Origin of the sequence: Dactylosporangium siamense, from assembly GCF_016862795.1 — a bacterium.
Taxonomy (GTDB): Bacteria; Actinomycetota; Actinomycetes; order Mycobacteriales; family Micromonosporaceae; genus Dactylosporangium; species Dactylosporangium siamense.
In genome coordinates this window covers 1-13,971 of the sequence record NZ_BONQ01000191.1, presented here as the reverse complement: position 1 = coordinate 13,971, position 13,971 = coordinate 1, and the positions used below count along the sequence as shown (strand labels likewise).

Sequence of the window (13,971 nt, the reverse complement as noted above, 5' to 3'; positions counted from 1 at the left end):
CGCTTCGCTGGCCGGTCATGACGCTGCCGTGAAGGACTTGTCCCAGTACTTCGCCGGCGCGCCCGGGTCCTTCAGGTCGGCGTTCTTCGCCATGATGTCCAGGGTCTCGGTCCACTTGCTCTCGGCGTTGACACCGGGCTGGCCGGATCCGGCGTCCAGCAGGGTCAGGCCGAGGTTGAGCTGCTTGGTGAGCACCTCTTTGGCGGGCTCGTTGTCGGCCAGCTCGGCCATCGCGTCCACGGCGCCGGGCACGTCCTTGGCCGCCTCCGCCCACGACTTCTGGGTGGCCCGCACGAACTTCTTGATCAGGTCGCCCTTGGCCTTCAGGGTGTCGTCGTGCACGACGATGCCCGTGCCGAGCAGGTTCATGCCCCAGTCGGCGTAGAGGAGGCGGTCCATCTTCTTGTTGGTCTTCGCCTCGATGGTGGGTGACTGGTCGTGGAAGAAGCCCTGGATGGCGTCGACCCGGCCCTCGGCCAGCGCCGCGATCTTGCCGGCACCGTCGACGTTGACGACCTTCACGTCCTTCGGGTCGACGCCGTTGGCCTTGAGCCAGGCGGGGAAGGTCGCGTAGATCGCGTCGCCGGGCGTGCCGCCGACGGTCTTGCCCTTCAGGTCGGCCGGCGACTTGATGTTCTTGTCGGCGAGGAACTGGATCGACGTCGGGCCCTTCTGCAGGAACACCCCGACGCTCTTGACCTTCATGCCGCTGGCGACGCTGCGGATCAGCACCGGGGTGTCGGCCCAGCCGATGTCGGTCTGCTTCTGGTCGACCGCCTTGATCACGTTGCCCGAGCCGTTGCCGGGCTTGATCTCCAGGTCGATGCCCTCAGCCTTGTAGTAGCCCTTCTTCAGGCCGTAGTAGAACGGCGCGTGCTCGCCGTACGGGACCCAGTTGAGGGTGAGCGTGAGCTTTTCGGTGCCTTGTGCCGGCTCGGCTGCCTTTTTTTCAGCGCCGCAGGCGGCAACGCTCAGGAGCAGGACGGCGGCGGCGGTGCGTGCGATGAAGGACCTCATGGACGTGTTCCCCCTTGGATCGGCGGTCAGGAGGTGGTGAGGGTTACCGGCCGGCGCCGGCTGGCGTGCCACGGGATGAGCAGTGCCTCGGCGATCTCGACGACCGCGAACAGCACGATGCCGATGGCGGACATCAGCAGGAGATCGGCGAAGAGCATCGCCGCGTTGAGGTTGCCGTTGGCCACCTGCAGCACGTAGCCGAGGCCCTCGCTGGCGCCGACGAACTCGCCGACGACAGCGCCGGTGACGGCGAGCGTCACGGCGACCTTCAGCCCGGACATGAGGTGTGGCAGCGCGTTCGGGAAGCGGATCTTCCGGAACGTCTTCCACTGCCCGGCGCCCATCGTCGAGGACAGGTCCAGCAGCTCAGGGTCGGTGGAGCGCAGGCCGGCGACGCCGGAGATGACCACCGGGAAGAATGCGATGAGCACCGCCAGGACGATCTTCGGGGTGAGCCCGAAACCGAACCAGACGATGAGCAGTGGCGCGATGGCGATCTTCGGGATCACCTGGGCGAACAGCACCAGGGGATAGACCGCCTTGTCCAGCGTCCGGGAGTAGACGATGAGCACGGCGGTGATCAGTCCGAGCACGGCGGCCAGGACGAAGCCCAGCACCGTCTCGTAGAACGTCACCCAGGTCTGGCGCATCAGGAACCCGAACTCGTCGTGGAAGATCGTCCAGACCTCCGCCGGTGGCGGGATCAGGTACGGGGCGACGAGCTCGCGCCAGGTGACGAACCACCAGACGGCGAACAGGCCGAGCAGGACCAGGACCGGGCGCCACAGCGACCCGATGAACCGCCGCAGACGCACGCCGATGCGCCGCTCGGTTCGGATGTCGCCGGCGTCCTGGTCCGTCTTGAGGGATGGTCGGACCGAACTGGACACACTCACATCAGCACTCCATCCGTCGGGTGTTCGAGGCCGCGTTCGATGAACCCTCCGAGCCACGATGCCCCGCCGCAGGCAAGCGCTTTCCTGCACTTTAGGCGGTGGTCCTGCTTCAGGCAAGAACGTATTGATCCCGCTCGTCGGATCCATTGACGGCATCGAATGGTCGCCCTACGCTACGAGCAGTCGGCGGCCCAGGAAAGCGCGTTCCTCAGTGTGTTCGCGCTGCTCACCAATGGAGTGCCGGATGCGACGACACTTCCGCCGTGCGTGCCTCGCCACGCTCGCGGCGGTCTCCCTGATCCTGCCCATCACCGCCACACCGGCCCACGCGGCCGCACGCTTCCGCGTGCTCGTGTTCTCGAAGACCACGAACTTCTACCACGACTCGATCCCGGCCGGCATCGCCGCGATCCAGCAGCTCGGCACCGCCAACAACTTCGAGGTCGAGGCGACCACCGACGCCGCCGCGTTCACCGACGCGAACCTCGCCCGCTTCGACGCCCTCGTCTTCAACAACACCAACTCCACGCCGGCCGCCGGCGACCTGCTCAACGCCGCCCAGCGCACCGCGTTGCAGAACTTCGTGCGCGCCGGCAAGGGGTGGGTCGGCCTGCACGCCGCCACCGCCAGCGAGCGCGACTGGACCTGGTACGAGGGCCTCGTCGGCACCATCTTCGAGAACCACCCCGACTTCAGCGCCACCGGCGGGGTGTACCCGGGACGCATCAAGGTCCTCGACCGCGCGCACCCGTCCACGAAGAACCTGCCGGAGCTGTGGGAGCGCAGCGAGGAGTGGTACAACTGGATCACCAACCCGACCGGCAAGGTGCACACCCTCGCCCAGATCAAGGTCCGCGACGGGATCTCCGGGCTCAACGAGGGCGTCGACCACGCCTACTCCTGGTGCCAGAACTACGACGGCGGCCGTTCCTGGTACACCGCCGGCGGGCACAGCAGCTCATCCTTCAGCGAGCCCGCGTTCCTGGAGCACCTGCGCGGCGGCATCGAGTGGGCGGCCGGGGCCGTCGCCGGTGAGTGCGGCGCGACGAAGACCGGCAACTTCCAGCGGGTCCCGCTGGTCAACCAGAACCTCTCCGACCCGTTCGAGCTGGCCGTCCTGCCGGACCGCCGGGTCCTGTACATCCAGCGCACCGGCCAGCTCAAGGCGATCAACCAGGACACCCTCGCGGTGACCACCCTGCTGGACTTCGGGTACACCTCCGACCTGCTGACCCAGTCCGACGGGCTGCTCGGGCTCACCGTCGACCCGAACTTCGCCACCAACAACTTCGCCTACCTGCTCTACACCGACAAGGTCTCCAAGCAGATCAACATCGCCCGGTACACGATCGGTGCCACCGCCGCCACCGACCCGAAGGTGCTGCTGACCATCCCCACCTGGCGCGGCGAGGGCCGCGCGAACTCCCACATGGGTGGCGGGCTGGCGATGGGCCGGGACGGCCTGCTGTACGCGGCGATCGGCGACAACACCGACCCGTTCGAGTCCAGCGGCTACACCCCGATCGACGAGCGCTCCGGCCGCCGCGCCTGGGACGCGCAGGGCACCGCCGGCAACACCAACGACCTGCGGGGCAAGATCCTGCGGATCCGGCCGAACGCGGACGGCACGTACAGCAACCCGGCCGGCAACCTCTTCGCGCCCGGCACAGCCAAGACCCGGCCGGAGATCTACGCGATGGGCTTCCGCAACCCGTTCCGGATCACCGTCGACCCGCTGACCAACGCCGTCCTCGTCGCCGACTACGGCCCGGACGCCCGCACCACCGACGCCAACCGCGGGCCCGAGGGCACGGTCGAGTTCGACCGCGTCACCTCGGCCGGCAACTACGGCTGGCCGTACTGCATCGGCAACAACACGCCGTTCAACGACTACAACTTCGCCACCAGCACGGCCGGGGCGAAGTTCAACTGCGCGGCACCGGTGAACAACTCGCCCAACAACACCGGCCTGACCAACCTGCCGGCCGCCCGCGGGGCGCTGGTCTGGTACGCCTACTCCGCCTCGACCCAGTTCCCCGAGGTCGGCACGGGCGGCGGCGGGCCGATGTCGGGACCCGTCTACGACTACGACCCGGCCAACACCCGCGCGACGAAGTTCCCCGAGTACTACGAGAACAAGTGGATCGTGTACGAGCTGACCCGCACGTGGTTCAAGACGCTGTCGGTCCACAAGACCGCACAGACGTTCACCGACGCCCGGTTCGGCCCGACGAAGGTCGGCGACCTGCAGTCCATCAACCCGCTCTTCCCGGACTTCTCCTGGGTCCAGCCGTTCGACGCGGAGTTCGGCCCCGACGGGTCGCTGTACGTCATCGACTTCGGCGCCGGCTCCGGCTCCGGGCGCGGCGGCACCAACGACGGCGCCGGGATCTACCGCATCGACTACACGGCCAACGGCAGCGCCCCGGTCGCCAAGGCCACCGCCAACAAGGACTCCGGGCCGACCCCCCTGGCAGTCACGTTCTCCAGCGCCGGTTCCAGCGCGGGCGTCACGTACGCCTGGGACTTCGACGGCAACGGCACCACCGACTCCACGGCGGCCAACCCGTCGTTCACGTACACCACGAAGGGCCAGTTCAACGCCCGGCTGACGGTGCGCAACCCGGCCAACGGCCTCACCGCGGTGGCCACGACCCAGATCACCGCCGGCAACACCAGGCCCACGGTCACGATCAGCGTGCCCAGCGGCGGGTTCGCCGACTTCGGCGACCGGATCCCTTACACGGTCACGGTCACCGACCCCGAGGACGCCTCCGTCGTCTGTTCGCGGGTCGTCACCCAGAGCCTCCTCGGCCACGACACCCACGCCCACCCGCTGGACAACTACACCGGCTGCTCGGGGCTGGTCATCACCGACTCCGGCGCCGGTGACGGGCACGGTCCGGGCCAGAACCTGTACACCGTGCTCACCGCCCAGTACACCGACGGCGGCGCGACCGGCGGCGTGCCGGCGCTCACCGGCTCGACCCAGGTCCGGCTGCGCGCCAAGAGCACCGAGGCCGAGCACCTCACCAGCAGCTCCGGCGTCACCGTCTTCGACCGCGCCTCGGCCCGCGCCGGCAAGCGCGTCGGCGACATCGACAACAATGATTGGATTCAGTACGGCAACGTCAACTTCAAGGGCATCGGCTCGGTGACCGCCGGCGCCAGCAGCGCCTACGGCGGCACGATCGAGCTCCGCAACGGCTCACCGACCGGCGCGCTGCTCGGCACGCTGACCGTGCCCAACTCCGGCGGCTACGACAACCTCGTCTCCCCGACGGCGAACATCACCAACCCCGGCAGCACGTTCAACCTGTACCTGGTGTTCAAGAACCCTGCGACACCGCCGCCGGCGGGCACCTATCTGATGTCGGTGGACTGGCTGCGGTTCAACGGGGCCGGCGTCAAACAGGAGACCGGCGCCACCCTCACCGGGTCCGCCACACCGGCGACCGGCGGGCCACGGACCGTGTCCTTCAGCGGCGTCGCCACACCTCCGGCGGGCCGCACCATCGTGAAGTACGAGTGGGACTTCGGTGACAACGCACCGCTGTTCACCAGTACCACCAGCGCGACGACCACGCACGCCTACAACCGCACCGGCACGTTCACGACACGGCTGACCATCACCGACAGTGCGGGCGCACCGCACGCGACCAACGTGACGGTCACCGTCACCTAGCCAGGCCGGCAACCGCCGGGCGCTGCCGCAGCGCCCGGCGGTTGTAGCATCCGCGCTGATGTTCCCCTCCGTTCGTGAAGTGCTCGACCTCGACCCGGTCCGCAACGGTGCGCCCCGGGTCGTGGCGGGGGAGCGCGGCCTCGACCAGGCCGTCCGGTGGGTGCACAGCTCCGAGGTGCCCGACATCGCCACCCTGCTGCGTGGCGGTGAGCTGATCCTCATCACCGGGATCGGGCTGCCGTCCGACGACGCTGGGCTGCGGACCTTCATCACCGACCTCGCCGACGTCGGGGCGTGCGGCCTCGCGGTGGAGATGGGGCGGCGCTACTCGCAGCGACTGCCGGCCGTCATGGTCCGCACCGCGGAGGAGCTCGGGTTCCCGCTCGTCGAGCTGCACCGCGGCACCCCGTTCGTGCTCATCACGCAGGCGGTCCACGGGATGATCGTGGACGCGCAGCTGGCCGAGCTGCGGGCCACCGCCGAGCTGCACCAGCGGTTCACGGACCTGTCGGTCGAGGGGGCGGCCCCGGCGGAGGTGGTCGCGCAGACCGCGGCGCTCGCCGGTGCGCCGGTCGTGCTGGAGAACCTGTCCCGGCAGGTCCTCGCCTACGACGCGGCGGGCGGCTCGGCGGAGCTGCTGCTGGCCAACTGGGAGTCGCACTCGCGGGCGGTGCAGCCGCCGGGCCGGACCGGGCACGACGCGGAGGCCGGCTGGCTCGTCACCGTCGTCGGGGCGCGCGGCCAGGACTGGGGGCGCCTGCTCATCCGGCGGCCGGTGGCCCGGGACCGCGACATCACGCTCATCGAGCGGGCCGCGGCGACCCTCGCCCTGGTGCGGCTCACCCAACGTGACGACCTGGAGCGGCAGACCGAGTCCGCGTTGCTCGCCGCGCTGCTGGCACACGCCGTGCCGGTCGGGGACGTGGTCGTGCGGGCGAAGGCGCTGGGGGTGCACCTGGAGCGCCGGCATCTCATCGGGGTGGTGATCCGTGCCTGCCCGGCGCAGGTGGCCGCGCGGGCGTTGCGGGACGCGTCCCTGGCCGGGCTCGCCGGGGCGCTCGACGACGGGAACACCGGGATCCTGCTCGCGCTGCGCAGCGTCGAGGAGGAAGGCGACGCGTTGCGGCGCCTCGCGGTGCGGGTCCGGGCCCTCACCGACGGTGACGTGGTCGTGGCGGCGGGGGAGGGGGTGGCGACGCCGAAGGAGGCCCGCCGGTCGCTGCTGGAGGCGAGCCAGGTCGCGATGTCGGTCCGCCACCCCGCGTCGAGCCCGGAGGAGGTGCTCCGCCTCGCCGACGTGGGCCTGCCGGGCCTGCTGCACATGCTGCGGGACGAGCCGCGGCTGCAGACGTTCGTGGAGCAGGAGCTCGGTCCGCTGCTCGCGCACGATGCCCGGCACCCGCGGGAGCAGCTGCTCGGCGTGCTGCGGATCTACCTGGAGTGCGGCCGGAACAAGTCCGCGGCGGCGGAGCACAGCCACCTGTCCCGGCCGGCGTTCTACGAGCGGCTGGCCCGCATCAGCCGGGTTTTGGGCGCCGATCTGGATTCGGTACCGGTGTGCCTGTCACTGCACGTGGCGTTGCTGGCGCTGGACGCCTTGCGGGACTGAGCTACTGCATCGACAGGTGGACGTGGTTGTAGTGGTCGCCGGCGGGGGTGCCGTCACCGCCGTAGGACTTCCAGCCGCTGCTGGGCTGCCAGATCCGCTTGTACCAGATGACGTACTTGACGCCGAGGTTCTTGGCGTTGGCCACGCACCAGGCGGCGAGCTTGTTGCCGTAGGCGAGGTCGTCACCGGTCGCCCGGGCGTTGACGAACGTGCTCGCGTTGGCGGAGAAGTCGCAGGCCTTGCCGAGCGGGTGGTCACCGCCGCCGCCGCTGCGGTAGCACGACGTGTAGTGGGTGAAGCCGGCCAGCCGGGCCTCGGTGTAGGCGTTGCGCATCCGGGCCGACATGCAGTTGCCGGTCGTCGGGTCGTTGCCCTTGATGCAGGTCTCCGACGGGTACGACCCGTCGGAGTTGCGGGCGACCGGCTTGGTGGTGACCACGCCGCCGGTCGGGGCGCCGGTGGTCGCCCCGCCGCCGCCGGCCTTCTTCAGCGCGTCCTCGGCGGTCTTCTTGTTCGCTTCCATGATCTTCAGCTGGGCCTGCTGGTTGGCGACGGCCGCGGCGATGACGGCCTTCTGCTCCTCGAGCTTCTTGCGCGCCTCGGCCAGCTCGCGCAGGGAGCGGTCGTCGCGCGAGACCATGTATTCGATCGTGGACATGTTGTGCAGCAGTTCGTTCGGGTCGTTGCTGCCGATCACCACGTTGACGAGGCTGACGCGGCGGCCACGGTACGCGGCGGCGGCGACCGTGCCGGCCGACGCCTCCAGCTCCGTCAGCCGGGCCTGGGTCTTGCCGAGCTCCGCCTCGGTCGCGGCCTGATCGGCGACGGACTTGTCCAGGCGGCCCTTGGCGTCGTTGTACTCACCCAGGGCCTTGTCCAGTGCTTGACGGACAGTGAGGTTGCTGGCTCCGTCCTCGCCCGGCTCTGCCGAGGCGGGGTCGGCGAACGCCACCACCAGCATGAGTGTGGTGGCCAGGAAGGTGAGGATCCGTCGGGGCGCCGTCAACATCGCCGGACAGCATATCGAAGCGACGTCAAAACACCAGTGCGTGAATGTGTAGTCTCCATCCGGTTACGCACGGTGATGGCTTCTTGGAAATAATGACCAGAACTGGGAGCGCTACCAGCCGAGGTGCATGCACACGGGTCGAAAGGGCCGAAAGGGCTTGTTCGGCTCTTCCTCGTGAAAACCACCGATCATCCCGGGTTCCCCGCATGTAACAAAACGGGCTATATCTGCGGATCACCCTGACGATCACCCGGTCCGGTCTGATGTTCTAGGTCGGGTCGGGGGGTGCTTGGGGATCGTGTTACGGCCACGTGTCGAAGTGCTCTGAGCTGGGCTTTTAGCTCTCTTTAAGATCCACTTCTTAGGTAACAGTTTGAAAACTTCACCCAACTCCTTGACAAGAAGGGCCCTTCAGTAAGAACTTTTACCACTAACAGTTAAGGAACTTTGCTGAAAGGGAACGACATGACATCTCGCGAGGAGCTCACGACGGCGGTGCACACCGCTGTCAGTGCCTCGCCCGTGTCGTCAATTCCCGCAGGGCCGCTGTCCGGCGCGATGGACGGGTTCCCCGCCATCGTCACCGGCGACAGCGTGCTGGCGAAGGTCCGGGCGCAGCTGCCCGAGCTCACCGGCGCCCTGCAGCGGGTCGCCGAGCTGATCCTCGCCGACCCCGCCGCGGCCGCCCGCTCGACGATCGTCGAGCTGGCCGAGCGCAGCGGCACCTCACCGGCGACCGTGACCCGCTTCTGCCGGGCACTGGGCTTCGTCGGCTACGCCGAACTGCGGCTGGCCATCGCCGGCGAGACCGGCCGCGCGTCGCGCACCGGCGGCTGGACGATGGACATCGGCCGCGAGATCCAGCCGACCGACCCCCTGCAGCGGGTCCTCGGCCAGATCATGGCCGCCGACACCCAGGCGATGCACGACACCGCCTCGCTGCTGGACCTCACCGAGGTCGAGCGAGCCGCGGACGCCATCGCCCGGGCCGAGCGGGTCGACATCTACGGCGCCAGCGGCAGTGCCCTCGTCGGCGGCGAGATGCAGTTCTGCCTGCACCGCATCGGCATCGCCGCGTGGGCGTGGGCCGACGTGCACAACGGCCTGGCCAGCGCCTCGTTGCTGAAGCCCGGCGACGTGGCGCTGGGCGTCTCGCACAGCGGCCAGACCCGCGAGACCATCGAGATGATCGCCGAGGCGAGCAGCCGGGGCGCGACCACGATCGCGCTGACCAGCTTCCCGCGCTCGCCGCTCGCCGAGGTCGCCGACATCGTCATGCTCACCGCGACGCAGGCGACGACCTTCCGGCCCGATGCCCTTTCCGCCCGGCACCCCCAACTGGTGGTGCTGGACCTGCTGTACATCGCGGTGGCGCAGCGCACGCACGAACGCGCGCACGCGGCCTTCAGTGTCACCGCGCAGGCGGTCGCCGGTCACCGGTCGGCCAGTGGAAAAGAGGCATCGTCATGACCGTTACCGCACACGGTTACGTCTCGGCGATCCAGGCGGTCATCGACCGGATCGTCGTCACCCAGGCCGGCCACGTCAGCCAGGCGGCCGACCACATCGTCACCGCGCTGCGCGCCGGTGGCCTCCTCCAAGCGTTCGGCACCGGGCACTCCGAGGCGGTGGCGGTGGACTTCGCCGGCCGCGCCGGCGGGCTCGTGCCGACGAACAAGATCCTCCTGCGGGACCTGGTCGTCTACGGGGGCCAGGACCCGCAGATCCTCGAGGACGAGAAGCTGGAGCGCGATCCCCGGATCGCCCACCAGCTGTACGAGATCGCCGCGCCGCGTCCCGAGGACGTGTTCGTGATGGCCTCACAGTCCGGGATCAACGGGGGGATCGTCGAAATGGCGCTGCTGATCAAGCAGCGCGGACACAAGTTGATCGCAATCACGTCGGTCGAGCACACCGAGCGGGTGTCCCCCAGGCACCCGTCGGGCCAGCGACTCGCCGATATTGCCGACGTCGTGCTGGACAACGGCGCGCCGTACGGCGACGCACTGCTGTCGCTGGATAGCGGCGGCGCGGTCTGCCCGGTCTCATCGGTCACCAACGCGCTCATGGCGCAGCTGGTGGTCGCCGAGGTCGTGCGACGCATCGAGGCTGCGGGCGAGGTAGCTCCCGTCTACCTGTCCGCGAACGTCCCCGGCGGGGACGAGCACAACCACACCCTCGAGTCGCGGTACGCCGGACGTGTCCGGCGCACCGCCTGACCCGAACCGAGGAGACAGATCATGTCAGTTACCCCCGAGTCCCCGTCGCAGCAGCCAAACGCGCTCTCGCGGCGGACCGTCCTCCAGCGCGCGGCCGTCGCCGGCCTCGTCGCCACGCCCGCGGTGGGCTTCCTCGCCGCGTGCGCCGACAGCGGCAGCGACGACGAGACGAGCACCCCCAACTCCGGTGCCACCAGCGCGGCCAACCCGCTGGGTGCCCCCGAGGACCAGCCGATCAACGTCGTCATCTTCAACGGTGGCTACGGCGACAAGTACGCCACGGACGTCCACGAGCCGATGTACAAGAAGGCGCACCCGAAGTCCGAGGTGAAGCACCAGTCCAGCCAGGCCATCTCCACCCTGGTGCAGCCCCTCATCGCGGGCGGCAACGCGCCGGAGTTCGTGAACAACTCCGGTGAGAAGTCCCTGGACTTCGGCGCGCTCGTCGCCGACGGCCAGCTGCAGGACCTGACCGCGCTGTTCGACGCGCCGTCGGTCGACGACCCGAGCAAGAAGGTCCGGGACACCCTGGTCCCCGGCACCGTCGACACCGGCTCGTTCAACGGCAAGCCGTACGTCCTGTACTACGTGTCGACCGTGTTCGGCATCTGGTACTCCGGCAAGCTCTTCACGGACAACGGCTGGGCGCCGGCCAAGACGTGGAGCGAGTTCACCGCGCTCTGCGACAAGATCAAGGCCAAGGGCATCGCGCCCTACGCGTACGCCGGTGCCAACGCCGCGTACTACCAGTGGAACATCATCCTCACCAGCGCCGCGAAGATCGGTGGCGCGGACATCCTCAAGAACATCGACAACCTTGAGGACGGTGCCTGGAAGGTCGACGCGGTCAAGCAGGCCGCCGAGGCGTGGGCCGAGATCGGTGCCAAGTACAACCTGCAGGGCGCCGAGGGTCTGAAGCACACCGACGTCCAGCTCAAGCAGAACCAGTACCAGCTGGCGATGTACCCGTCGGGTGACTGGATCGAGAACGAGCAGAAGAAGGACACGCCCGAGGGCTTCAAGTACCAGATGCTGACCACCCCGAGCATCACCGGCTCGGACAAGCTCAAGTCGACGGCGCTGCGCGCGACCGCCGGCGAGGGCTACATGGTCCTGGCGAAGAGCAAGAACCCCAAGGGCGGCATGGAGTACATGCGGCAGATGCTGTCGAAGGCCGGCGGCAAGGGCTTCACCGAGGTCGTCAAGGCGCCTACCGTGGTCCTGGGCAGCACCGACGGCCTGACCTTCACGCCGGGCACCCAGTCGTCGCAGGACGCGCTGAAGGCGGCCGGTTCCGAGGTCTTCAACCTGTTCTTCGACGGCTGGTACAAGGACCTCGACAAGGAGGCCCGCACCGCCACCAACGAGCTGATGTTCGGTCGCATCAAGGCCGACGCGTTCGTCGAGCGTATCCAGAAGAAGGCCGACGAGATCAAGAAGGACTCGTCGATCACCAAGTTCAAGCGCTGATCGGAGCCTGATCATGCGGCATGGGAGAGTCCCCTTCATTTTGGGGTTCCTGGTTGCGCCGGTAACGCTCTACTCGTACTTCGTCCTGTGGCCGTACGTGCAGACGATCAATCTGTCGTTCTACCAGTGGCGCGGCTTCACCAAGAAGCGATGGGTCGGGCTGGAGAACTACGATCGGATGCTGCACGCCGACCGTTTCTGGCAGGCATTGGAGCACCACGCAGTCATTCTCGTCCTACTGCCGCTGGCCACGATCGCATTCGCCCTGTTCTTTGCCTTCCTCCTCAACGTGGGGGGCAAAGGCAGGGGTGGCAAGACGGCGGGGGTCTGGGGGTCGAGCTTCTACCGGGTGGTGTTCTTCCTCCCCCAGGTCCTCGCCGTGCCGGTCATCGGCGTGCTCTTCGCGACGGTGTACCGGCCCAACGAGTCCGGCCTGATCAACGGTGTGCTGTTGAAGGCCGGGCTCGACAAGCCCATCGGCTTCCTGATCGAGAAGAACCTCGCGCTGCCCGCGCTCATCGCCGTGCTGGTCTGGCAGGCGGTCGGCTTCTACGTGGTGCTCTTCTCCGCCGGTATGGCCAACATCCCGGCCGAGATCTACGAGGCCGCCGAGCTCGACGGCGCGTCGAAGGTCTCGCTGTTCTTCCGCGTCACGCTGCCGCTGCTCTGGGACACGATCCAGACCGCGTGGGTCTACCTCGGCATCCTGGCCTTCGACGCGTTCGCCATCGTGTCGGTCCTCGCCCAGGACAACGGCGGGCCCGACGGCGCGACGACGGTGCTGGGCCTGGAGATCTACAACAACATGCAGCAGAACCGATACGGCGACGCTGCCACCTATGGCGTCGCGCTGTGCCTGCTGTCGCTGGTGTTCGCCGCGTTCACGCTGCGACTCACCCGTCGTGAGTCCTACGAGTACTGAGAGGCCGAGACATGACCGCAATCATCGGCCGCGACGCGCCGGGCCAGCGCAGCGGCGGGCAGGGCGCCCGCGTGGTGCCGAAGAGCGAGCGCCCACGCCGCAAGCTCAACCTGGCCGGCGGCATCGGCCACGTGTTCCTGGCCATCTGGGCCCTGATGATCATCATTCCACTGCTGTGGGTGTTCCTGGCGTCGTTCAAGAACACGACCGAGATCTTCAGCTCGCCGTGGACCGTGCCGGACCACCTGCGCTGGGAGAACTGGGGCCGGGCCTGGACCAAGGCGCACGTCGGCACCTACGTCCTCAACAGCGTCCTGGTCGTCACGCTCGCGACGTTCGGCACGATGCTGCTGAGCTCCATGGCCGCCTATGTCCTGGCGCGGTACAAGTTCGTCGGCAACCGGATCATCTACTTCCTGTTCGTCGCCGGCATCGCGTTCCCGCCGTTCCTCGCCGTCGTGCCGCTGTTCTTCCAGGTCAAGCAGCTCGGCCTGCTCAACACGTACACGGGCCTGATCATCGTGTACATCGCGTACTCGCTGCCGTTCACGATCTTCTTCCTGACCTCGTTCTTCCGCTCGCTGCCGAACTCGGTGGCCGAGGCGGCGACGATCGACGGCGCCTCGCACACCCGGCTGTTCTTCTCGGTCATGCTCCCCATGGCCAAGCCGGGCCTGATCAGCCTCACGATCTTCAACCTGATCGGTCAGTGGGGGCAGTTCCTGCTCCCCCTGGTCCTGATGGCCGGTGCGAGGGACAAGTGGGTGCTCACGCAGGGCATCCAGGAGATCTCGACCTCTGCGGGGTATGAGGCCGACTGGGCGGGCCTGTTCGCCGCCCTGACGATCTCGATCCTGCCGATGATCGTGATGTACATGATCTTCCAGCGGCAGATCCAGGCCGGCCTCACCGCCGGAGCAGTGAAGTAACCCACCACAGGCACGCGCACCCCCGGCGGTTTCTCGAAAACTGTCGGGGGTGTGCGATGTAATGCGGACGTGCTTTTCGCGGTGATGCCCTCAGGTGCCGGTGGTCAGCTGCGACCGCTGGCCGACGACGGCAGTGTGCTCGGGGCTCAGGTCTTTGTTGAGGATCTGGCCGCCGAGATCGCCGCTGTCGAGGCCCGCCACAGCCCTCGATGGCT

The 13,971-nt window shown here is 68.2% G+C and carries 10 protein-coding genes; 7 read left to right on the top strand and 3 right to left on the bottom strand.

The annotated features are described in order from the left end of the window. Positions 1 to 15 precede the first annotated feature (15 nt). Together Dsi01nite_RS54605 and Dsi01nite_RS54600 are read right to left on the bottom strand one after the other, a co-directional pair. Positions 16 to 1,017 carry an ABC transporter substrate-binding protein gene (locus tag Dsi01nite_RS54605; protein WP_203854446.1) on the bottom strand — a complete coding sequence of 334 codons (1,002 nt, stop codon included), beginning with the start codon at positions 1,015 to 1,017 and terminating at the stop codon, positions 16 to 18. A 26-nt stretch (positions 1,018 to 1,043) separates the two neighbouring features. Continuing rightward, a complete protein-coding gene (locus Dsi01nite_RS54600) occupies positions 1,044 to 1,913 on the bottom strand; it encodes an ABC transporter permease (RefSeq protein WP_239137210.1) in 870 nt (289 codons plus the stop codon). 244 nt (positions 1,914 to 2,157) lie between these two features. Between Dsi01nite_RS54600 and Dsi01nite_RS54595 the strand changes: the two genes are divergently transcribed. Both Dsi01nite_RS54595 and Dsi01nite_RS54590 read left to right on the top strand, forming a co-directional pair. Beyond that, complete coding sequence (locus Dsi01nite_RS54595) at positions 2,158 to 5,598, top strand: ThuA domain-containing protein (RefSeq protein ID WP_203854444.1); 3,441 nt, start codon at positions 2,158 to 2,160, stop codon at positions 5,596 to 5,598. A gap of 58 nt (positions 5,599 to 5,656) precedes the next feature. Continuing rightward, complete coding sequence (locus Dsi01nite_RS54590; RefSeq protein WP_203854443.1) at positions 5,657 to 7,207, top strand: PucR family transcriptional regulator; 1,551 nt, start codon at positions 5,657 to 5,659, stop codon at positions 7,205 to 7,207. A gap of 1 nt (position 7,208) precedes the next feature. On the opposite strand, the gene Dsi01nite_RS54585 is transcribed toward Dsi01nite_RS54590, so the two are convergent. After that, a complete protein-coding gene (locus Dsi01nite_RS54585; protein WP_203854442.1) occupies positions 7,209 to 8,216 on the bottom strand; it encodes a coiled-coil domain-containing protein in 1,008 nt (335 codons plus the stop codon). A 558-nt stretch (positions 8,217 to 8,774) separates the two neighbouring features. Between Dsi01nite_RS54585 and Dsi01nite_RS54580 the strand changes: the two genes are divergently transcribed. From Dsi01nite_RS54580 to Dsi01nite_RS54560, 5 genes are read left to right on the top strand one after another with little or no spacing between them, the layout of a single operon-like run. Then, positions 8,775 to 9,686 (top strand): MurR/RpiR family transcriptional regulator, encoded by a 912-nt coding sequence (locus tag Dsi01nite_RS54580; RefSeq protein ID WP_203854447.1) that lies wholly within the window; start codon positions 8,775 to 8,777, stop codon positions 9,684 to 9,686. After that, a complete protein-coding gene (locus Dsi01nite_RS54575; protein WP_203854441.1) occupies positions 9,683 to 10,435 on the top strand; it encodes a sugar isomerase domain-containing protein in 753 nt (250 codons plus the stop codon). The genes Dsi01nite_RS54580 and Dsi01nite_RS54575 overlap by 4 nt, the downstream gene beginning before the upstream one ends. 21 nt (positions 10,436 to 10,456) lie before the next feature. Next, entirely contained in the window at positions 10,457 to 11,905 is a 1,449-nt protein-coding gene (gene ngcE, locus Dsi01nite_RS54570; RefSeq protein WP_203854440.1) for an N-acetylglucosamine/diacetylchitobiose ABC transporter substrate-binding protein, read from the top strand. A gap of 13 nt (positions 11,906 to 11,918) precedes the next feature. Next, the gene (locus tag Dsi01nite_RS54565; protein ID WP_203854439.1) at positions 11,919 to 12,827 is read left to right on the top strand and encodes a carbohydrate ABC transporter permease; all 909 of its coding nucleotides are present in this window, start codon (positions 11,919 to 11,921) and stop codon (positions 12,825 to 12,827) included. Positions 12,828 to 12,838: 11 nt separating this feature from the next. Beyond that, complete coding sequence (locus Dsi01nite_RS54560; RefSeq protein ID WP_203854438.1) at positions 12,839 to 13,756, top strand: carbohydrate ABC transporter permease; 918 nt, start codon at positions 12,839 to 12,841, stop codon at positions 13,754 to 13,756. The last annotated feature ends 215 nt before the right edge of the window (positions 13,757 to 13,971 follow it).

Bases quoted from the DNA above. Each gene is read 5' to 3' on its own strand.
- Dsi01nite_RS54605 (WP_203854446.1), bottom strand. From the start codon at position 1,017: ATGAGGTCCTTCATCGCACGCACCGCCGCCGCCGTCCTGCTCCTGAGC.
- Dsi01nite_RS54595 (WP_203854444.1), top strand. From the start codon at position 2,158: ATGCGACGACACTTCCGCCGTGCGTGCCTCGCCACGCTCGCGGCGGTC.
- Dsi01nite_RS54590 (WP_203854443.1), top strand. From the start codon at position 5,657: ATGTTCCCCTCCGTTCGTGAAGTGCTCGACCTCGACCCGGTCCGCAAC.
- Dsi01nite_RS54585 (WP_203854442.1), bottom strand. From the start codon at position 8,216: ATGTTGACGGCGCCCCGACGGATCCTCACCTTCCTGGCCACCACACTC.
- Dsi01nite_RS54580 (WP_203854447.1), top strand. From the start codon at position 8,775: ATGGACGGGTTCCCCGCCATCGTCACCGGCGACAGCGTGCTGGCGAAG.
- Dsi01nite_RS54575 (WP_203854441.1), top strand. From the start codon at position 9,683: ATGACCGTTACCGCACACGGTTACGTCTCGGCGATCCAGGCGGTCATC.
- ngcE (WP_203854440.1), top strand. From the start codon at position 10,457: ATGTCAGTTACCCCCGAGTCCCCGTCGCAGCAGCCAAACGCGCTCTCG.
- Dsi01nite_RS54565 (WP_203854439.1), top strand. From the start codon at position 11,919: ATGCGGCATGGGAGAGTCCCCTTCATTTTGGGGTTCCTGGTTGCGCCG.
- Dsi01nite_RS54560 (WP_203854438.1), top strand. From the start codon at position 12,839: ATGACCGCAATCATCGGCCGCGACGCGCCGGGCCAGCGCAGCGGCGGG.